Source organism: Gracilimonas qinghaiensis (genome assembly GCF_046602855.1).
Taxonomy (GTDB): Bacteria; Bacteroidota; Rhodothermia; order Balneolales; family Balneolaceae; genus Gracilimonas.
The window spans coordinates 1,293,436-1,314,621 of the sequence record NZ_JBKINJ010000001.1; the positions used below are offsets into that span (position 1 = coordinate 1,293,436).

General features: G+C 42.1%; 14 protein-coding genes. 8 read left to right on the forward strand and 6 right to left on the reverse strand.

Going from position 1 to position 21,186, the window contains the following annotated elements:
- On the forward strand, positions 1-1,410 hold the full coding sequence (gene hslU, locus ACKGJO_RS05800; RefSeq protein WP_411322460.1) for an ATP-dependent protease ATPase subunit HslU: 1,410 nt from the start codon (positions 1-3) through the stop codon (positions 1,408-1,410).
- Positions 1,411-1,552: 142 nt separating this feature from the next.
- Positions 1,553-3,463: a S41 family peptidase gene (locus ACKGJO_RS05805; RefSeq protein ID WP_411322461.1), complete on the forward strand. Its 1,911-nt coding sequence runs from the start codon at positions 1,553-1,555 to the stop codon at positions 3,461-3,463.
- Between the two features lie 99 nt (positions 3,464-3,562).
- On the opposite strand, the gene ACKGJO_RS05810 is transcribed toward ACKGJO_RS05805, so the two are convergent.
- A complete protein-coding gene (locus tag ACKGJO_RS05810; protein ID WP_411322463.1) occupies positions 3,563-5,443 on the reverse strand; it encodes an AMP-dependent synthetase/ligase in 1,881 nt (626 codons plus the stop codon).
- A 117-nt stretch (positions 5,444-5,560) separates the two neighbouring features.
- On the opposite strand from ACKGJO_RS05810, the gene ACKGJO_RS05815 reads away from it, so the two are divergent.
- A complete protein-coding gene (locus tag ACKGJO_RS05815) occupies positions 5,561-6,067 on the forward strand; it encodes a Fur family transcriptional regulator (protein ID WP_411322464.1) in 507 nt (168 codons plus the stop codon).
- 8 nt (positions 6,068-6,075) lie between these two features.
- On the opposite strand, the gene ACKGJO_RS05820 is transcribed toward ACKGJO_RS05815, so the two are convergent.
- Genes ACKGJO_RS05820 through ACKGJO_RS05835 form a run of 4 tightly spaced genes read right to left on the reverse strand, consistent with a single transcriptional unit; the run spans position 6,076 to position 12,475 of the window.
- Positions 6,076-8,289, reverse strand: a complete 2,214-nt coding sequence (locus ACKGJO_RS05820; protein WP_411322465.1) for an amino acid permease — start codon at positions 8,287-8,289, stop codon at positions 6,076-6,078.
- A 46-nt stretch (positions 8,290-8,335) separates the two neighbouring features.
- Positions 8,336-9,220, reverse strand: coding sequence for a cell division protein FtsX (locus ACKGJO_RS05825; RefSeq protein ID WP_411322466.1), 885 nt, complete (start codon positions 9,218-9,220; stop codon positions 8,336-8,338).
- Position 9,221: 1 nt separating this feature from the next.
- Positions 9,222-11,189, reverse strand: a complete 1,968-nt coding sequence (locus ACKGJO_RS05830; protein WP_411322467.1) for a putative porin — start codon at positions 11,187-11,189, stop codon at positions 9,222-9,224.
- Complete coding sequence (locus ACKGJO_RS05835; protein WP_411322468.1) at positions 11,186-12,475, reverse strand: competence/damage-inducible protein A; 1,290 nt, start codon at positions 12,473-12,475, stop codon at positions 11,186-11,188. The genes ACKGJO_RS05830 and ACKGJO_RS05835 overlap by 4 nt, the downstream gene beginning before the upstream one ends.
- A 160-nt stretch (positions 12,476-12,635) precedes the next feature.
- Between ACKGJO_RS05835 and ACKGJO_RS05840 the strand changes: the two genes are divergently transcribed.
- The 5 genes from ACKGJO_RS05840 to ACKGJO_RS05860 are packed head-to-tail and all read left to right on the forward strand — an operon-like array spanning position 12,636 to position 17,243.
- Positions 12,636-13,214: a CDP-alcohol phosphatidyltransferase family protein gene (locus ACKGJO_RS05840; protein WP_411322469.1), complete on the forward strand. Its 579-nt coding sequence runs from the start codon at positions 12,636-12,638 to the stop codon at positions 13,212-13,214.
- A 7-nt stretch (positions 13,215-13,221) separates the two neighbouring features.
- Positions 13,222-13,707, forward strand: a complete 486-nt coding sequence (locus ACKGJO_RS05845) for a phosphatidylglycerophosphatase A family protein (RefSeq protein ID WP_411322470.1) — start codon at positions 13,222-13,224, stop codon at positions 13,705-13,707.
- A gap of 48 nt (positions 13,708-13,755) precedes the next feature.
- Complete coding sequence (gene pyrE, locus ACKGJO_RS05850) at positions 13,756-14,412, forward strand: orotate phosphoribosyltransferase (protein WP_411322471.1); 657 nt, start codon at positions 13,756-13,758, stop codon at positions 14,410-14,412.
- Positions 14,413-14,444: 32 nt separating this feature from the next.
- Positions 14,445-15,803, forward strand: coding sequence for a tRNA (N6-isopentenyl adenosine(37)-C2)-methylthiotransferase MiaB (miaB, locus tag ACKGJO_RS05855; RefSeq protein ID WP_411322472.1), 1,359 nt, complete (start codon positions 14,445-14,447; stop codon positions 15,801-15,803).
- The gene (locus ACKGJO_RS05860) at positions 15,804-17,243 is read left to right on the forward strand and encodes a hypothetical protein (protein WP_411322474.1); all 1,440 of its coding nucleotides are present in this window, start codon (positions 15,804-15,806) and stop codon (positions 17,241-17,243) included.
- 193 nt (positions 17,244-17,436) lie between these two features.
- On the opposite strand, the gene ACKGJO_RS05865 is transcribed toward ACKGJO_RS05860, so the two are convergent.
- Entirely contained in the window at positions 17,437-21,168 is a 3,732-nt protein-coding gene (locus ACKGJO_RS05865; RefSeq protein ID WP_411322476.1) for an IPT/TIG domain-containing protein, read from the reverse strand.
- Positions 21,169-21,186 lie beyond the last annotated feature (18 nt).

Genomic DNA, 21,186 nt, shown 5'->3' on the forward strand with positions numbered 1-21,186 from the left:
ATGTTAACTATTGAAGAAAAGAATTTAACACCTCAGCAGATAGTATCTGAACTGAATAAATATATTGTAGGTCAGCAGTCTGCGAAGAGATCGGTTTCAATTGCACTTCGTAACCGATGGAGAAGGCTGAATGCCGAAGAGGAGATCCGAGAGGAGATCATACCAAATAATATTTTACTGATCGGCCCAACCGGAGTCGGAAAAACAGAGATCGCCAGAAGGCTTGCAAAGTTGGCTCATGCTCCTTTCATGAAAGTTGAGGCCTCAAAATTCACTGAGGTTGGATATGTTGGACGAGATGTGGAATCTATGATCCGTGATCTGACCGACGTTGCCATTAGTATGGTGAAGAAAGAAATGCAGGATCGCGTTAAAGAGAAAGCAGCTCAGAAAGCAGAAGAAAGAATACTCGATATCCTTATCCCTCCTGTTAAAAAGAGTGGTGTTGGCTTTAACAGTTCATCATCCGGCAAAGAAGATTTTGATCCGAAAAATGCCACTGATTCAGAATTAAATGAGCGAACCCGTGAACGGTTCAGGGAAAAGCTGAAAGACGGTGAATTGGAAAACCGAGAGATAGAAATTGAAGTCAAATCCAGCAAAAGCCCAATGATGCAGGTATTTGGTCCGCAAGGAATGGAAGAGATGGGCATCAATTTGCAGGATATGTTGGGTAATCTTGGAAAGGGAAATAACAAGTCGAAAAGAAAACTTCCGATCAGTGAAGCACGTGAGCTTCTAACTGAAGAAGAAGCCGAAAAGCTCATCGATCATGAAACAGCCGTACAAGAGGCCCTGGAAAGAGTTCAAAAACAAGGCATCGTCTTTATTGACGAGATCGATAAGATCGCTGAATCATCAAGCGGCGGCGGAAAAGGCGGACCTGACGTAAGCCGTCAGGGTGTGCAGCGCGACCTCCTCCCTGTTGTTGAAGGAAGTGCGGTTAACACTAAACACGGGATCGTGAAGACTGATCACATATTGTTTATTGGATCCGGGGCTTTTCATGTTTCCAAGCCATCTGATCTCATCCCCGAACTTCAGGGTAGATTTCCTATCCGCGTGGAACTAAGCTCACTGACCGAAGATGACTTCGTTGATATTTTATCCAAGCCGAAGAATGCCCTTACCAAACAGTATATTGCCATGCTAAAAACTGAGGGTGTGGAAATAGAATTTAAAGAAGATGCCATCAGAGAAATTGCCCGCATTGCTGCAGAGGTGAATTCTTCTGTTGAGAACATCGGTGCAAGGCGGCTGCACACGATCATGTCCTCATTGTTTGACGAATTGTTGTTTGCCGTTCCTGATGACATTAATTCCGGAAAGATCACCATCGATAAGGCTTACGTGGACAAGCAACTGACCGATATTGTAAAAGACAAAGATCTGAGCCACTACATACTTTAACAGTATATTAAGTGTTAATAAATAACCATACCCTCACAATTGTGGTATACTTAATTATTTAGTACACTCGTTCTGAACGGAACTGTCTGTGCCAGAATTGGTTCTGATCTATAAGTATAAGTAAAGACGTAATATGATCTACATGCATTTAAAAAAGATATTATTTCCAAACATTCTAATTCTGTTGCTGCTTGCTACTCTCCGTTTCACGGGGATAGATCCGGTAATTCAGTCAGATAATAACGATACCGAAAACCTGACCAAGTACCATCAGGCCCAGAGAAGTATCATTACCAATTATTTCAAGGAACCTGACCTCAATGAAATGTATAAGACCAGTATCAAATACATGGTCAAAGCCATTACGGACAGTACTTTGGAGATCACTTCCTCTCCTGCAGATACCACTTTCGATGGTGTGGAAATTGCATCAATAAGAGATTCCTTCAGAAATTTTGAGCGGGCCTATCTTTATGTAGCTAATAACAGTGACGATGAAAACATGGGTAAGCTCACAGAAGCTGCCATCAGAGGTATGTTTTCAACACTGGATCCCCATTCCGTTTATATTGAAGCTGAAGATAATGAACAGATTCAGGCTGAATTTGCCGGAAAATTTCAGGGAATCGGTGTTCAGTTTCAGATCATTCAGGACACTATTACAGTGATCACAGCAATATCCGGAGGTCCCAGTGAGCAGCTTGGAATTCGCTCCGGTGACCGTATAATCGAGATCGAAGATTCTTCATCCGTTGGATTCACGAACGAAATGGTACTGCGAAGATTACGTGGTGAAAAAGGCACAAAAGTTGACGTAACTATCAAACGTCCAAATGTCAGAGAACCGATCAATTTTACCATAACACGTGATGATATTCCGCTCTACACCGTTGATGCCTCATACATGCTTGATAGCCATACCGGCTACATCAAGATCAATCGTTTTGCGGCCACTACGCATGATGAATTCATGCAGGCTACCAAAGAGCTAAGAGCTGAAGGTATGGATCGCCTCGTTCTTGATCTTAGGGGCAATCCCGGTGGTTATCTGAGCCAGGCTATAGCCATTGCAGAAGAATTTTTTCCGCGCGGAACCGAACTGGTATCCACCAAAAGTAAGCACAAACGCTTTAACGGTGAGTATTTTTCCAGGAAAGACGGTTCTTATATTGACAAACCCGTCATTGTTCTGGTTGACGAAGGAGCTGCTTCTGCCAGTGAGATCGTGAGTGGAGCTATACAAGACCATGACCGCGGACTGATCGTAGGAAAACGAACTTTCGGTAAAGGTTTGGTACAGCAACAGTATGAGTTGGTTGATAAAAGCAGCGTTCGTGTGACAATCTCACGATACTATACGCCATCCGGCCGAATGATCCAGAAGCCTTTTGTTGAAGGTGGTGAGGAATATGCATATGAGATCTATAGAAGAGATAATGCTATGGATGATGCATCTGAATTCATTAATCACATACCCGACTCTCTTAAATACGAAACAGATGGTGGCAGAACTGTTTATGGCGGTGGGGGTATTGTTCCCGATTACATTGTACCTGCAGATACTTCTACCTCAGCTTATATTTTTAACTTTGCCATTCGCAATCAGGCATCGTTTGATTACGTACGTAATTATCTTGATGATAACGGCGAAGCTTTCAGAGCAGAATGGGAATCTGATTTTGAGACATTCAGAGAAAACTTTGAATGGAAGGAATCTCATGTAGAAGGCCTGAGATCTCTTCTTATTGAAAGAGGCATGTTTATCTCTGATACTGTAGAGACACCAGATTTCAGAAACGACACATTATTTGTACCAAAAGGTCACTTTGAAGATATCTCTTGGTTACTTGAAGGCAGGATGAAAGCCGAATTAGCACGGCAGGTTTGGGGAATGGAATACTTTTACCCTATTGTAAACGACGTATTTGATAATACGCTGAAAAAAGCGATGACCCTATGGGATGCTGTAGCCAAACTGGAGGAATTAGCCAACGGAAACTCAAAAGCATCTGCTACTATTGGTAACCTAACCGGAAATGATAACGATGAATAGTTTCAAAATTTTATTGATATAGAAAAAGGCCTCAAATGAGGCCTTTTTTATTTTATATGATTTTCCAAATTATCGACAGATATATGTGACTTTCCATAATCAATCATCATCTTTGAAAATATCCTCGATCAAGTGTCCGTATTTTTCTGCAATTACACGTCGTTTCACTTTTAGTGTTGGAGTTATCTCTCCGGTCTCTACAGTAAACTCATTAGCCACGAGCCTGAAATCTCTGACCTTTTCGTGAGAGGCCAGTTCCTTCGAAAAGGCCCTTAACTCCTTCTTGTATATATCTTTTACCTCGTCCAGTTCAATAAGATCTTCATTGTCTTTGAATGACAAGCCCTGCTCTTTTGCCCACTTACTGAGCGCTTCAAAATCAGGGACAATAATCGCAGCCATGTAATTCTGTGCTTCACCAACCACAACGATCTGATCGATCCATTTACTGGTCTTGAAGAGGTCTTCTATCGGGCCTGGATAAATATTTTTACCACCGGCATTAACGATCATATGCTTGATACGATCTGTGATCTTCAGAAACCCGTCCTCAAATTTACCAACGTCCCCGGTATGCAGCCAGTCATCATCGTCTATCATCTCCTTGGTAGCTTGCTTATTGTTCCAATAGCCCTTCATAACGTTAGGACCTTTGCATAGAATCTCTCCTTCTTCTGAGCTAAGGTCAATTGGATAATCTTCCCCACTGATGGTTGCAAGCATTTCACCGTTTTCCAGGCTTTGAATTCCAACTGTGACACCAGGTATGATGGTACCTACGGCCCCGATCTTTTCTTTTCCGGGTTGGTTGGCTGCCATTACCGGTGAGGTCTCCGTAAGTCCATATCCCTGCAAGATATTCATGCCTGCACACTGAAAGAAGGTATCGATCTCAGGTGGTAAAGCCGCTCCACCTGATACGAATAATCTTACATGGCCACCGGTACGTTCCTTCAATTTATCAAATACGAGTTTATCCGCTATTTTCTTCTGAAGGGTAACCAGCCCGCGTTGACCTTCCGCATACTTCTGACCGGTTTCAACGGCCCACTCGAATATTTTTTTCTTAGTATCGCTTCCTTCTTCAACACTCTTAACAATGAGGTTGTACATTTTTTCAAACAACCGTGGCACACTGATCATGATAGTGGGTTGTACCTCCGGCATGTTACGGGAAACCGTATCAACACTTTCAGCATAATAGATCTCTACACCACTTGATAGTGTGGCATAGTATCCTGCTGTTCTTTCAAAAGAATGACAAAGCGGGAGAAAGGAAAGTAACCGATCCTTATCATCCCAGTAAATATGCTGGGTAGCCGCTTTAACATTTGACACAATGTTATTATGGGTCAGCATAGCACCTTTGGGTTGACCGGTGGTACCCGATGTATAGATCAAGGTAGCCACGTCAGACGGCTTAACCATTTTACTCCGTTCTTTAATAGCCTTTTTATGCTTTTCTATATGCTTGCCACCTTCAATAAGCATGTCATCATACATTTGTACAAAATCATGTTCCATTAGGTGCTTGAGTGTAGGTTCATCAAAGGCTACAACCTGCTCCAATTCTTTACAATTCTCAAAAACCTCTACAGCTTTTTTTAACTGAAGTCCAGTGGAAACAAAAAAAATCTTGGCACCCGAATCTTTCAATATAAATTCACACTGATGAGAAGGGAGCGTAGTATAAAGAGAAACGTTAATGGCTCCTACAAGCTGAATGGCAAGATCAACGGCCACCCATTCATATCTATTCTCACTGAGTATACCAACCCTGTCCCCCTTTTCGATCCCTCTTTCTATCAGGTAGGTGGCTATAGAGTATACATCGTCAGTTACCTGATCCCAGTGTATCGGCACATACGGCTGATCAGGAGTTGGCTTATAGTAAAAAGGCTTTTTGTCCGTCCCACTGTATTTGTGAGAGAGGTTTAAAAATAATTCTGTCAGTGTTTCAAAAGGGACTACAGTAGGCATATTTAACTAGTTTATTCCGGCTTTAACTCCGCTGAAATATAATACTCTTAAAATGAAAAGCCTGAGTTTCATATGCATGTTTACAAGTTGTATATTTAGGCGAATCAAAAGAGTTTTATGGCACATCCAGCACACGAAGATACAGTAAATCTTGTAAAGGAGATATTTCGTTCCTATTTAAAAGAAAGAAACCAGCGCCAGACCCCTGAGCGCTTTATGGTTCTGGAAGAGATATATACGGCAGACGGGCATTTTGATGCCGACGATATTTTCTTCAGGATGAAAGAAGGAGGAACCAGAGTTTCGAGAGCAACGGTCTATAATACACTTGACCTTCTTGTGGAGTGTGGATTGGTTCAGCGACAGCAGTTTGGGAAGAGTCAATATTATTATGAGCGTGCCTACGCCTACCAACAGCACGATCATATAATTTGCAGGGAATGCGGACACGTACTTGAGTTCTGTGATCCCAGAATTGGCGAGATCCAGCGCATGTTATCTGAGATACACGACATGGATATTGACGGACACTCCCTCCACTTCTTTGGGACCTGCACTGATACAGAAGCCTGTGAGGCCCGCAAAAAAGCCAATAACAACAAACTTGCGTCTGTTAAAGACTGATGCTCAAATCAGGCGAGAACATTCTCTTTGCCTGAATCTGATACAAACAGACATGCTGATTTTGTCAGTTCCACGTAACTGCGCAAGGTATCAAGATCAAATGAATCGGGTAACCCCATGATATCAAGATCAGCCTGCGGAGACGTTCTTAGCTGTTCCTCAAAACTTCCGATCTCGACATGTGCTGTAACACCGGAAAGCCGGGCTAACTCAATCAGATTTTCTAAGTATTTATAAGCTTTTTCAACTTCATGCTCTTCAACAACTGTTATTATTCTCATCTTAGCTCCCCAATTTACCTTTAACTTATAGGCTGTAAGTAAAGCCAGATCTACGTTTCCAAGATTCATTTCGAGGTCCCAGTCAGGTGATTTTTCTCTTAACCAAACGTTGATTGAGGCACTTCTTCCAAGTTGAGCAATATTATCCTCAGCATATAACTGAACCCCGGTTTGATGGATCTTTGCTTCTTCAATGATCGACCTGATCTCATCATCATTCACATTTTCATAAGGCAGCCGGAGAAATAAAATATTGGGCTTAAAGAACGTACCCTGCAGTGTTTGCATGGAATTCAGCACAGCTTCCGTATAATTCTGTGATTCAATGATTGTCCACCGGGTGTATACATTTTCTGTACTGAATGACATTGACACGTCCATCAGGTCATCCCAAAATGTGTTTACATCTCTTTTACCCTGGATCCCAACAATTTTCAACGACCCTTTAGGATAGACGAGATTCCGGATCAGACTGAAACTTCCTCTGAGTTCCCTTGCGCTTTTGACAGGTACCAATAAATTCGGTTTCCAAGCTCTTTCATTGTTCTCAGGTAGCATGGATACCTTTTTGGCTGCCCATTCAGCAAGTGATACAAATAGTCCACTTCTCATATCTCCATAAGGCACTTTGAGCTGCCGATTTGAAAGATATAAGTAGGTTGCAATAACAAACCCCATTGAAATGATACCAAATGTGGAATTGATCACAAACATGGTAAAGACACAACCCAACGTACCCAAAGCAGGTACAAAACGCGGGATTTGAAATGTCGGCCGGAAACTAATCATATCCATTTGCTGCTCAATGAAAACCACCAGATTGATCATCATATATGTAATGAGGAAAAACATGGTTATTAACGGAGCTATGGTATTAAGATCACGTACCATGATCGTAGCCAATACAATGATACCAGTGAGCATGATCGCATTTCGCGGCTCTCCATTTTTCGAAAGTTTTGCAAATCTGTCACCACTTGGGAAGATCCTATGTTCTCCCAAAGCTTGCAGGATACGCGGAGCTCCTACAATAGAAGCCAAAGCTGATGAGAAAGTGGCACCAAGTAATCCTCCTAAAACGGCGGGCGACCAATAGGCATAGTCTATCATTACGTTGTAATTAGTTACCAGCTCATCAACCGAAGCAACCCTTGCGAGCCAATAGCCCATAGCCAAGTAAATCACGTAGCTAATAGCAATTGCGGATAACGTGCCTTTTGGAATACTTTTTTTAGGATCTTTTAACTCCCCACTCATATTCGCGCCGGCCATTATACCGGTTGCAGCCGGAAATAACACCGCAAATACGATCCAAAAAGAGGCTCCCTGAAAACCATATTCAGGGGCTCCCGGGTAATCTCCCCACCACTGAACTTCATGAACAAGTGCTCCATCAAATACACTCAATCCCACGGAAACCAATGCAGCAACGATCACAGCCAGGATCAGATATTGTACTTTAAAGGCAAGTTTGGCACTTAAAAAGGCTATAATAAATAGTGTAGCAAACACTGCCAGGTCAACGACAATGGCCATATGTTCCGGAAATATGTATAACCAGCCTTCCCTGAAACCGAAAATATACATTGTGATGGCAAAAGATTGCGACAGATACAACGGGATACCAACACTTCCTCCAACTTCCAAACCCAGTGATTGCGAAATAATGGAATAGGCTCCACCGGCTTTTATCCTGATGTTTGTGGTTATGCACGACATCGATAAACCGGTAAAGATCACTATGGCAAATGCCAGAGAGATGATCAGCCATCCACCCAAAAGACCAGCATTTCCGATCACCCAACCTTCACGAAGGAATAAAATAACCCCTAAAATGGTCAGTAAAGTTGGAACAAATACTCCGGAAATAGTCCCATATTTATTCTGATCCGGTGAAGATTGTTCGTCAACCTTATCTTGTAGAGTTTCTTCAGCTTGCATATTCTATCTTAGAATTTTTGAGATATTAATAAAAAATCAGCAGAACCTATTCAGAAATATAAGTTTCTTTGATAAACCTTCTCGCTGCCCAACGGCTTCCCCACCACCCCATCAGCATGGACAGCAGCAACATAGCTCCCGCTAAAAAATACCAGCGGCCGAAAGGCCATTCTAAAACACCCAGATCCGTCAGATAGTATGGGATAGCCAGTTCAAAAATAAAGAACACACTCAGTACTGCCAATAACCCAGCTATGACACCCTGCAGAATTCCCTCTACAATGAAAGGACTGCGAATGAATTTATGAGTGGCTCCAACCAGCTTCATTGCTCTGATAAGATCACGTTTTGCATAGATAGTTAGTCGTATGGTGTTGTAAACAAGCACCAGTGCTGCTAATAAGATGAGTATACCGATCCCGCCCCCAACCAGTGTGAAGGTGTTCAGGTTTGATTCCATGACACGAAGTAAGGCTGCATTATATTCAACCTCGTCAACTCCCCGAATATTCTGCAGCCTTGAAACCATAGTTTCAATGCTTTCGGCACCGGCATCGGTATTTACACTGAGTCGGTATGAGGCAGGCAAGAAATTCAGTTCTGCCAGTTCCTCTACTCCGGCTCCAAATTCTTCCCTCATAATAGCAGATGCACTGTCCTTAGAGATATAAGTAGTTTCGAGAACCAATTCCTCCTGTGTTATCTGCTGCCGGATCTGATCCATCGTTCTGTCATCCACATCCAGTAAAAACACTTCCACTTCAACCAATTCTTTGATCGACATGGCCTGGCTATAAACGTTAAACCCAATACGGGTAAGCACACCCAGTAACAGGACAGCCACAAACAGCGAAAATATTGACGTACTGGCTGCCAGTTTTGTACGTTTGATACCGGAAATACCTTCCCTAACAATGTATTTTATACTCATATTAATTTCTGAATTGTGCTCTAATTCCTACTAATAAACGTCGAGGTGGCATCGGAAAACCGGCCGCCTCAAAGTACCCTGCCTGACCAAATCCGTCAAGGGCATTTTCCCACCTCATTACAACCATGATTCCTCGAACCCTCGCAGAAAGTTCCGCATCCATTCTAAAGAATGGCGGTATATCCTGTTCAATACTATTTCCCTGCCAGATCCCAAGCTCCGTGTTATAGGTCCTGGATCCATACGCAAACGGTGAAAGAAGTGTTTTAAACCCCATTTTTAAATAAGCTGCCCTATCAAAAACATAGCCTTTCACAAACGCTGAATTCCTAACCCAAAGTATCTGATCATGTTCGTTGATCGGTGAATTTAAAGGGTCGGCTTCCATATAATTGAACTGTTGAAGCGTTGCCGAACTGCTAAATTCAAACAAGTGATTCTCAAAATCCCCATAGAATGTACCTGTCATTTGATCGTAATCGGGACTGTTGGTAAAGCTGCTGTCCGATGATATCCACACTGAATTCTGCGAAACCTTGTAGCGTCCCTTCAAGCCAAATTCAAGTTTAGAATTAACGCTCATCTTCAGATCGCCTGTTCCGGAATAGCCGGTTTCATTTTCAAGATCAGGGTTACCGGAATAGCCGCTTCCTTCCCAGAATTGTGACTGCACAGATGGAATGTTACTAAAACTATTACCACTCACCTTAAGCTTTATCCAGGTCACCGGATTCAGGTTCACACCAACTACGGTTTCATAACCTGAATTATCGTTTGAATCAAAACTTGTCCCGGCCCTGCCAAACAAGTTTAATTTATTTGACAAACCAAAGTCGGCAGTTATCTCGCCATTATAAATTGACCAGTCAGAGACAGATAAAGAGGTATTGTCATCGGCAATTTGGAAAGCTGCCCTGCCTTCTACTCTCAGGTGTAAGCTCCCAAGATCCATCTTTTTAAATGCCCTGGGGCTAAAACTCCGGATATTCTGTGAAAGAGTGTCGATCACGAAAAACAGTTCTTTGTTATTCTTACTGTAAGAGATTTCCAGTCCGGCATTTTCTGTGGACGACGTATCTTTACGATGATAAATGCCGGTAATAAGATCCCATCGATTTATTTCTGATTTTGCACTGCTGTTCCTCGGCTGTGACCTGAATTCATCGAAAGGAAACTCTGACGGATTACCGATAATATATCCAAATGGCTCATCCTTGTTGTACTGATTTCGTAAGTACAAAGCTCTTAGCAAAAACTTACTATTCAGGTGATGATATAACCTACCTGTGATCTGGTTTCCCTGTACGTTACTGTTCGGATAGTAATCGCCTCCCCTTCTGTCCCAGTAAGATAATTCGAGATTCGTGCTCTGAGTAAAATTACGTGATACCAGGAATTCCAGATTACGATAAGCACCACCCGCTTCATCATATATCAGGTAGCTGCGTGGCTTCAGAAGATAAAAATCCCTGATCCTGATTTCAGATCGATATGAACCTCCATAATATTCCACGGCTTTGTCAATTTTTCTATGGGGAATCAAATTGTAATTTGGCAATCCCGTAATAGGATCGTTGATTACCAGGCCATCCAGGAGGATCTTCTGCTCATAGGGTTGGTAACCGTTTATATGATAGGCATCAACCCGACCGATAGTTCCCTGCCGGAAAGAGATCACGTCGGACCTGTATGCCTGATGGTCACCCCAGTTTGGCCATATCTGCCACCTCAGCAAACTGTCTGTTGTGATCAACTTCGCCTGATCAGAAAATTCTTCTTTCCATGGAAAGATCGGATCTATTTCTTCGGGTTGCTTGAAGGTTTGAACCGTATCCTGAATAAGGGTTGTATCGCGGGGAACAGAAATAGAGTCTACCGGTTCTGCAACTTGTAGGGAATCAATGACCTGTGCTATTGCCTGGCCATTGAAAAAAAGAAATATGATATGTATGGCTAAAAGACGACTCAAGGAAAATGTTTTTTTAGGTCATATGGCATTTCATCTATTCCTTTAAGTTGGCGCCGGGCGATCTCCAGCACTACCATTTTTGTTCTTTCTTTATTTATCAGCCGATCTTCTGTAAACATGGCTTTAACTGCAAAATGAGGTCCGTTCTTTTGATAATATCCCATCCAAACCGTCCCCACAGGCTTCTCCGATGTCCCTCCGGTAGGCCCGGCAATGCCTGTTGTAGAAATACCGATATCAGCATTTAATCTTTCTGCAGCACCTATTGCCATTTGCAGAGCTATCTGTTTACTGACAGCTCCGTATTCGTCAAGATCTTTATCGATCACACCCAGCTGATCAATTTTAACTGAGTTAGCGTAGGAAACAATACCCCCTTTAAAATACGCACTGCTTCCCGATTTGTCCGTGATACTATTTGAAACCAGTCCCCCTGTGCAACTTTCTGCTGTGGCTAAATGTAAGTCAGATTTCAAAAGCAACTTACCAACGGCCTCGCTTAGCTCGTACTCCTTACCTTCCCCATAAATAAACTTACCTGCTTTATCATATATTACTTCAGTGATACTTAACAAATGATCGTGAGCCTCTTCCTCTGTGGCACCTTTTGCATTAAGGCGTAAAGTAACGCCACCCGCAGCCGGCAGTAAAGCCATACTAACTCCATTATTGAAATAATCACTCAAGTCGCCAAGCACCTCATCACTCAGGGTACTTTCTCCGATCCCTGCCGTTTTCAAATATCGTGATAGCAGATATTCAGATTCACTGAACACCTCCTTGATCTTTTCGTGTACTTTTTTCTCCATAAGATACTTCATCTCATATGGCACACCGGGCAATACAGCTAAAGCTGTTTCATGTTCGTAGAACCACATCCCAGGGGCCGTTCCGGCTTTATTGAACAGGACCTCACAGTTTTCAGGAACTTCAGCCTGAGCATGATTAGAGTTTGAAAAGGGAATATTGCGCTCTTTAAATATCTTTTTTATGTAATCAAGGGTCGGTTCATGTAATGTAAGCCTCACATCAAATAGCTCTGATACAGCCCTTTTGGTCATGTCATCGTGTGTCGGGCCAAGACCCCCGGTAGAAATAACGAGATCAGAATGTTCAAGTGCGAAAGAAAGAGTGCTTTTGATCTGATCAAGGTTATCTGTGATGGTATGGATATAAGTTACTTCGAATCCGGCACGGTTAAGGAAATCCCCAAGCCACGAGGCATTTGTATTTACAGTATCACCAATAAGTATTTCATTTCCGACCGAGACAATCTGTGCATTCATGGCGTATAAATTCTGTAATACACTGCCCAATTTCCACAGTTAAATAAGTTATTACTTATATTTTTAACATTAGCAATTGATGCCTGTAAAAGGCTCAAAATCATTCCTGTAATGAATTGAATTACTTAGTAAGTTTGGTTATTAAATGAGTAGCTATTCCATGAAAAATTTACCCAACATACTGAGTACCCTGCGGATGATCCTGGCACCCATCTTCCTGTTTATGTACATACAGGACGAATTGATATGGCGCTCACTAAGTGTTGCCGTTTTTGCCGTTGCCGCTGTTACTGATTTTGCCGATGGCAAGATCGCCCGTTATTATGAAATTGAAAGTGATTTTGGAGTCTTCATAGATCCACTGGCAGACAAATTTCTCACCTTTGCAGGCTTTCTCTGCCTTCCCTTTCTGGATGCAACCCAATTCCCCTGGTGGGCCATTTCTGTTATTCTTGTGCGTGATATTTTGGTTACAGCACTTCGTTTATATGCTAAACGGCAGGATATCACCATGCAAACCCGCTTTATGGCCAAAGCGAAAACCATGGTTCAGATGATCTTTTTATATGCTGTTTTACTGTTGGGTGTATTCAAACAAGCAGACATTGATTTCGCAGATCAAGCCTCACAATTCTTTAATTCCGGAGCACTTTACTACGCTATGCTTTTTGTGACCGCCATTACTGCTTACTCAGGCGTCGAATATCTTTGGGTGAACCGAAAACTCTTTAGCAGATAAACTCATTTTGAATAAGCTGAAGATCTTACTGGGAACCGGGTTCTATTCGGGATATCTACCAAAAGCACCCGGAACTTTCGGAAGTCTGGCTTCATTGATTTTTATTTACCCAATTCTGCAAGCACAAAATTTTTATTTCATCATATTATTTGCGCTGATATGCAGCCTCATTTCATTGTGGGTTTCATCCTATTTTGAGCAAGCATTTGGCGAGGACCCCGGGATGCTTGTTATGGACGAGTGGGCCGGGCAAAGCCTTGTATTTTTATCAATTAGCATGACAGGCGTGCTCAAAACAGACCTGATCGTACTTTTGGCAGGTTTTCTACTATTCCGGTTCTTTGACATCCTAAAGCCTTTAGGCATTAATCAGATCCAAAAATATAAAGGCGGCATAGGAATTTTAGCTGATGATATACTTGCAGGATTATATGCGCTTATCTCTTTAAAAACCCTTATTTTCATGTGGCCGAAAATATTCGGGATAGTTTAATGATCTCACTCATCGTTACGGCAATCATATAAAAGAATTTAATTTAAGATGATACTTGATACCTCATTTGCACGTGAGCTAGCGACTCATTTGTTAGATATAAACGCTGTTGTTTTACAACCGAATGATCCATTTACATGGTCTTCAGGGTGGAATTCACCTATCTATTGTGATAACCGGTTAACACTTCGTTATCCCGAGATAAGAAATAAAATTGAAAATGAATTCACCCGCATCATTAATGAAAAGTTTTCAAAAATTGATGTAATTACAGGTACCGCTACGGCAGGTATACCCCATGCTGCCTGGGTAGCAGCCAATCTGAATAAACCAATGGCCTATGTACGTGCCAAAGCTAAAGCCCACGGAATGGGAAATCAAATAGAAGGTGGTGTAAAGAAAGGCGAGCATACTGTTGTAATTGAAGATCTCGTATCTACCGGTGGTTCTGCCATCTCTGTGGTAGAAGCTCTTAAGTTTGTCGGCGCCAATGTTGATGCCGTGCTATCAATTTTTACATATGATTTTGATAGAGCGACTGATCGCTTTGAAGAAGTCGGTGTACCTCTCTATTCCCTCACTGACTATAAAACATTGGTTAACGTAGCAGTGGAGAAAGGAACTATTGACGGAGATGACCTGGATCTCCTTTCATCTTGGAGAGATCATCCTGATATTTGGCCTAATTCACCTGAAGAGGAATAATCAGCCTACCTAATTCAAAACCTATTTATACTGTGTCACAAAAGACTTTTTATATCGAAACCTACGGTTGCCAGATGAACTTTGCTGACTCCGAGATCGTGAATTCCATTCTTTTGGAAGATGGGATGAAACCCGTTCACGAGGCTGAGAGTGCAGACGTTGTGTTGGTCAATACCTGCTCGATCCGCGAAAATGCAGAAACTAAGGTCTGGAACCGACTCAAGGAACTTCGCTCTATTAAGAAAGAGAACGGAGAACTGACTGTTGGTGTCTTAGGCTGCATGGCTGAGCGCATCAAAGACAGGATCATAGATCAGGAACATCTTGTTGATATTGTAGTTGGCCCTGATGCCTATCGTGATATTCCCAGACTGCTTAAAGAGGTTGATGATGGCAGAAAAGCTGTAAATGTGCTTCTTTCCCTGGAAGAAACCTATGCCGATATTGCTCCTGTCCGCACAACCGGTAATGGAGTGAATGCTTTTGTTTCCATTATGCGAGGATGTGATAATATGTGTGCTTTTTGTGTGGTTCCGTTTACGCGTGGACGTGAACGAAGCCGTCCTCTTGAGTCGATCATTCGGGAAATCAGGCAACTTTCACAGGATGGGTACAAAGAAGTCACTCTACTTGGACAAAACGTAAACTCTTATTTGGATGGTGAAAATACCTTTACAAAGCTTATGGATGAAGCAAGTAAGGTAGATCCTGAGATAAGATTTCGTTTCTCCTCTCCTCACCCTAAAGATTTCCCCGACGATCTGCTTTACCTGATCGCTGAGCGTCCAAATTTATGCAACTACATTCATATTCCAGCTCAGGCAGGAAGTGACAGTATGTTGGAAAGAATGCGCCGTCCTTATACCAGAGAAGGTTATCTGGAACTGATCGAGAAAATGAAAGAGATCATTCCAGGAGTATCTTTGTCAACTGATATTATTGCCGGCTTCTGTGATGAAACTGAAGAAGAGCATCAACAAACGCTATCTCTGATGGCAGAAGTGGAATACGACCTGGCTTATATGTTTGCTTACTCAGAACGTGAACGCACCTTAGCTGCCCGTAAGTTTGAAGACAACGTGCCTGAGGATGTCAAAAAACGTCGTCTTTCAGAGATCATCACTCAACAGCGTAATATTCAGGAACTCCGCAACAAAGAAGAAATCGGCCACAGGCATCTTGTTCTAGTTGAAAGCACAAGTAAGAAATCGGATGAGCAGCTCAGCGGGCGAACTGACACCAATAAAATGGTGGTGTTCGACCGTAAAGACTTTGCACCCGGTGACTATGTGGAAGTTGAGGTCACAGATACAACTTCTGCTACCTTGATAGCAAGACCGATCCGCAAGACAACACTCAGCGAATATTATGGAGCTGAAGTTGTAGTCTAAGTGAGACTGAAAAGAACATATCTGTTTGTTTTTGGTCTCCTGTTCTGGTTGTGCAGTTTTAATAACTTTGGACACGCCCAACCAACACTTGGTGTAATATGGGATGTACCGGATGATAACCGTACTATTGCTCAACAACTTGAGCTATTCAATGACATGGGTATTACGCATCTGGAGCTCAATCATCCTGTATCAACGAACCTGCTTTCTGAGCTGGAAACAAAACGCTTCTCTATACTTATCAGATCTGATCAACGATACTACACACTCGGAACCTTGCTTTCTAAACAAGATTCTTTTCAGGAAAACGTTTCAGAACTGATTCGCAGGTACCGGGATTACTCCCGTGTAGCCGCATTGGGAGTCATTTCCCAAAGTCACTTTAAGAATACCGAATTCACATCTGCTATCACCTCCATATCTGAACGCTTTACATCGCAAACTGACAAAACACTTTACCACTATTTAAATAAAAAATGGTTTACACTTGATGCTCTTGATCTTCCTTTCGGAATCCTTTTGGGAGATAATGAATATCAGAGTCGTGACCTAAAAGAATTTGATCAAAAGTTTCGAACTTACGTTGATAATAATGATGAAATGATCGTCTTTATGCACTCTGAATGGGTGACCTATGCAGCCAACGCATTTCCCGAATTTCAGAACTCATTGAAGTTATATAGGCAAGATGGGATCTGGTCGTTACCCCTTCCTGATCAAAACTCACCAACTCCTGAGCCTAACTGGCTGGTTTTTGCCCTGTTGGTATTTTGGATCATTCTGGCTGTTCAATTTAAGTTCATACCCAACGCCCGTCCAATGGTCCTCAGATATTATTTTGCCCATCGTTTTTACGTGGATGACATTCTTCACTATCGGGAAAGGTATGCTACCCAAAGCATTATGATGATGGTTGTTCATGCCCTTGCAGGAGGAGTTGTCGCTTATCTCACAACCACCTTGTTAGTGAGTGAAGCCGGACTAGAAGCACTGATTTATCATCTTCCCTGGCTTGATTATTTTGGAAACGGGTACATTTCAATCTCACTAATTTCAATTGCCGTGATATTGATTTTTCAGGCAGTCAGTATTTTATGGCTTTATCTGCCTGCCAAAAATCTGGATCATGTAAGTCAAACCATTAACCTATATGCAGGATTACTTTATACTGATTATATAACATTAACCTTACTGATCTCATTTTACTTGACCGATTTCAGTACAGCACTGGTGATCATTCTTGCTACATTTTATCTACTGATCGGATTCATCAACTTTTACCTTACCTCATACAATACTGCAAGAAACTTAGGTCCTGAAAAGATCATCTACTTTTTCATCACTGCAGCTTTATACACTGTGATTGCAATATCAGTGTTGGTTTTCCTGATCACACAAACTCAGATCATAGATATCCTTTCCCTTTCTATTTCTCTATAGATATTAGCTGTAAGTGACCTTTTACATTGAAGGTTTCACAGTTACCAAATTCAAAATATTCAACTGACTGTTCAATTTTTAAGATTCGATCATAGCCAGTCCACCTGCCACGCAAAAATTTATTATTAATAAAAAAGCCACTGTCTAAGCTGGGTTTCTCAGACAATGGCTTTAAACCCGAAGTCACAGTTTCTTACTTCTTAAATATTCCCCACGTTGGTTCAGACAAAGAAGCTGGGTGACTTGGGGTATTTGATATAATTTTTGGTGAAGCACTTCCATCTGATGGCATTATACTTATTTCAGAGTCTGTAGTAGATGATGGCCTACTCTGTAACACAATTTGGGACCCGTCAGGCGACCAATCCAAACCATTTATTACTTCACAATTTAGTTCATTCTGAGAGGTCAAAGCCCGGATGTTACTACCGTCAATATTCATCCTGAATATTTGAAAACAATCTCCGGGTCTATCTGTATATATGATCTCTTTTCCATTAGGGGAAATTCTTCCATATGAATATATGCCTGGTGTTTGTGTTATTTCTCTTCGGTTGCTTCCATCCCCATTCATTAAGATCAGTCCATACTCATATGTATAGGTACCGGTTTGTTCCCTATATGATATTAATATTTCATTACTGACTGGAGACCAATGGACATAGTCCTCATTGATATTTTCTGTTTTCGTGATCTGAGTCAGATTTGTCCCATCTGAATTCATTACAAATATTTCACTGCTACCGTTAATAGTTCCAACAAATACGATCTGTTGGTCATCAGGAGACCAAGCTGGATATCTTGGTGAACTAAAGGTTTCAATTTGGAATTTTTTAGCATTTGACCCATCTGAATTCATGATCACAATATTTGGAATATCACCCAGCTCCATATATACAATTCTGGAACCATCATTTGACAGCACCGGACTTTTAACCCTTAAAAAATCTCCTGTCTTAGTTAACGGTACTACGTTGGCCCCATCAGGATCCATCATATACACTTCATCATCACGGAATAATATCTTTTCAGGTATTATTATCTCTTCACAAGAAAGTGCATAATTAATTTGTGAGGTCTGCCCCGCAATTACCTCGAAAGTATTCGGATTTGGAGTTCCGTTAGAGATAGTACAATTTGCTGCGATGTCAGTGAGCTCTAATGTGTGACTGCCCTCCGGAACTGATGAATAGGTGTATAAGTCATTAATGCCTACAGGCACGGCATCTCCTTTGTCCAAGTACAAATTATAACCATCAGGATCCAAATCAACGCCTGTAGTACTGATTGAAACTTCAACAGTACCAGTTGTAATCACTGTAAAAGTTGGACCTGTAGCCGTCTGTCCATTTACAGTTACTGTAACCGGACCTGTTGTTGCTGACGCCGGAACAAAAGCCACTAACTGGGTCGATGAAGCACTATTCAGCTCAGCTCGAACTCCGTTAAATTGAACATCATTCTCAGAAGCAGTTGCACTGAAATTACTTCCGGTAATCGTTACCTGAGTACCTGTAGTTCCGGAGGTTGGACTAATACCTGTGATATCAGGAGCAAGTGCATCACATTGAACATCGATATTGGTGACAGTAGTATCGCCGGCCGTAACGCTAACATCATAAGGGTTCGTGCGATCCTGGGTAATAAAACAGTTTGAGGCAATGTCTGTGAGTTCAATAGAATGACTTCCCTCTGACAGATCATCATAGGCTACAAAATCATTTACATTTACTGCTGAAGCTGCTCCTCCATCTAAAATTAATCCGTATCCATCGGGGTCAATACTTGTACCTGTTGTTGAAATATTGACTTCCAATCTCCCGGTGGTTATAACGGTAAAAGTCGGGCCGGTTGCCGTTTGTCCGTTGACCGTAACTTCTACCGGACCGGTTGTAGCATCAAATGGTACAAAAGCCACTAACTCTGTCGCTGAAGCACTATTCAGCTCCGCCCGTGCACCGTTAAAAGTAACGATATTCTCAGAAGCAGTTGCACTGAAATTACTTCCGGTGATCGTTACCTGAGTACCTGTAGTTCCGGAAACAGGCGTAATATTTTCGATGGTTGGTGCCGGACCTGTACAGGTTACATTGAATGCTGTGAAACCGGCATTGTCTGGATTATTCAGATTAACAAGTCTTGGATTTTCACCATCCACGGTACAATTATTTCCCAAACCGGTTAATTCCACACTAACTTCGTTTTCCAGAATACCGGTGTACAGGGTTGAACTGTTCGGTTCTACAAATCTGGCATCCTGCCCGGTCACCGACAATGTATAACCGTCACCGGCGGGCCCGTCTGTTGATACCACAACTTCAAGTGTTTTAGGCTCAGAAGTTTGTTCTACCGTAAATACAGGCCCCTCAGTAATATAATTTTCACCAACCGCTACATACACAGGCCCTGTTGTTGCGTCTGTTGGTACCACAGCAACCAACTGAGTTGTACTTTCAGATACGATCTCTCCTGCTACAATAGTTTCTCCACTGGTAAAACCAACTGCGTTACCGCCTGCTATATCACTAAAACCTGTTCCCGTAATAGTCACCTCAGTACCTATCGGACCACTGATAGGATCGATAGCTGTTATCTGTGGCAAGACAACATCGATTGGTTGTACTGTAGTATCGGTCTTTCCACTATCGTCAGTAACTACTAATTCAACATCATAGCTACCCTCAGCTTCATACGTGTGGCTAACAGTATCACCTTTAGCCGTAAATCCATCTCCAAAATTCCAGTCATAACTTACGATCTCACCATCGGGATCACTGGATGAGGTACCTGTAAATCCACAATCTAGACCCAGGCAAAACGATTCTATGACAGCTACAGGTGCTCCTATTTCGACAATGAATTCCGGGCCTGTAACTGTGACTCCGTTCACAATTACAGTGATAATACCATTTGTAGCGCCTTCCGGAACCTGTGTTTGAAGTTCCGTTTCGGAAGCGCTCAACACGGGAGCTTCAACTCCGTTAAACTGAATCGTATTTTCTTCAATATTCGGACTGAACCCATTTCCGGATATCAGCACGTCGGTTCCCACTTCACCACTTAAAGGTGCTACTTCTAATATTTGCAATTCTTGCACGCTGAATGTTGGTCCTTCCACCGTATCGCGTCTTACTGCCACAGAAACCGGACCTGATGTGGCCTCAAGAGGAACCGATGTCAAAATCTGACTTGTAGATGATTCAAGTATCTCTGCCTGCACTCCATTAAAAAAGACACTGTTCTCAGATATTTGATCACTAAAGTCTAAACCGTTAATTCTGACCTGTGTTCCTACTCTTCCCGATGTGGGGTCTATATCAGTTATCTGGTGTCTCAGCAATTCAAATCTTGGCCCTATGGCGGTATCCTGATTGGCTACAACCATTATCAAACCTGATGCTGATGCATAAGGTACGGTGGTCACCAACAGTGAATCAGAAGACTCCAGAACCGCTGATCTAATTTCATTTAGATACACTTCGTTCTCTTCCGGAACAGGATCGAATCCTGAGCCGGCAATGTACATGGTATCACGGTATCTGCCGGTTGAAGGACGTATTTCATCAATAATGAGGAATAGGCTTCTGGTCGAATCTATAGTAAAAGTCGGCCCCGATAAAATATCTTGTCCGGCAATCACTTCAACCGGTCCTGTATTAGCCTCTAAAGGAACTCTGGTTAAGATCGTTGAATCATTGGCAGATTCAATTTCAGCCTGAACGCCATTAAAAAGCACTTCCGGATCATTTGTAAAGCCTTTACCACCGATCAAAACTCTCGCGCCATACGGACCTTGAGCCGGCACAACAGATTTGATCCCTTCCACCTGATCTTGTACGCCTGTCCTGTTAATATCACTGCAGCCTGCCTTGAACAGTAAAAGCAACGCTGCTATCGCGAAAAAATAAACGGTTAATTTCTTCATGTAAATATTTGAATAATT

What these genes read in the sequence shown, in the direction of transcription:
- ACKGJO_RS05820 (WP_411322465.1), bottom strand. Translation starts at nt 8,289, where the DNA reads ATGCAAGCTGAAGAAACTCTACAAGATAAGGTTGACGAACAATCTTCA.
- ACKGJO_RS05815 (WP_411322464.1), top strand. Translation starts at nt 5,561, where the DNA reads ATGGCACATCCAGCACACGAAGATACAGTAAATCTTGTAAAGGAGATA.
- ACKGJO_RS05865 (WP_411322476.1), bottom strand. Translation starts at nt 21,168, where the DNA reads ATGAAGAAATTAACCGTTTATTTTTTCGCGATAGCAGCGTTGCTTTTA.
- pyrE (WP_411322471.1), top strand. Translation starts at nt 13,756, where the DNA reads ATGATACTTGATACCTCATTTGCACGTGAGCTAGCGACTCATTTGTTA.
- ACKGJO_RS05805 (WP_411322461.1), top strand. Translation starts at nt 1,553, where the DNA reads ATGCATTTAAAAAAGATATTATTTCCAAACATTCTAATTCTGTTGCTG.
- hslU (WP_411322460.1), top strand. Translation starts at nt 1, where the DNA reads ATGTTAACTATTGAAGAAAAGAATTTAACACCTCAGCAGATAGTATCT.
- ACKGJO_RS05810 (WP_411322463.1), bottom strand. Translation starts at nt 5,443, where the DNA reads ATGCCTACTGTAGTCCCTTTTGAAACACTGACAGAATTATTTTTAAAC.
- ACKGJO_RS05825 (WP_411322466.1), bottom strand. Translation starts at nt 9,220, where the DNA reads ATGAGTATAAAATACATTGTTAGGGAAGGTATTTCCGGTATCAAACGT.
- ACKGJO_RS05840 (WP_411322469.1), top strand. Translation starts at nt 12,636, where the DNA reads ATGAAAAATTTACCCAACATACTGAGTACCCTGCGGATGATCCTGGCA.
- ACKGJO_RS05835 (WP_411322468.1), bottom strand. Translation starts at nt 12,475, where the DNA reads ATGAATGCACAGATTGTCTCGGTCGGAAATGAAATACTTATTGGTGAT.